Consider the following 201-nt stretch of genomic DNA (forward strand, 5'->3'; position numbering starts at 1 on the left):
GTTCTGAACTAGCCTTTGACTGTCGCGAGCTCTGCATCATAAAATTCTGACACGGATCTCGGAGGGAATAGGGAATAGAGTCTTCCGCCGTGACTTCTTTGCATTTGACAAAGTACATCATGCGGGGATTTTTGAATAGGCCTTCAAAAAGGCATGGTCGCGGAGATAGAGCGAAGTGCCCATGACCCGGCGGCCGTAGAG

The organism is Pseudomonadota bacterium, from assembly GCA_030859565.1.
In the GTDB taxonomy this organism is placed as follows: Bacteria; Pseudomonadota; Gammaproteobacteria; order JACCXJ01; family JACCXJ01; genus USCg-Taylor.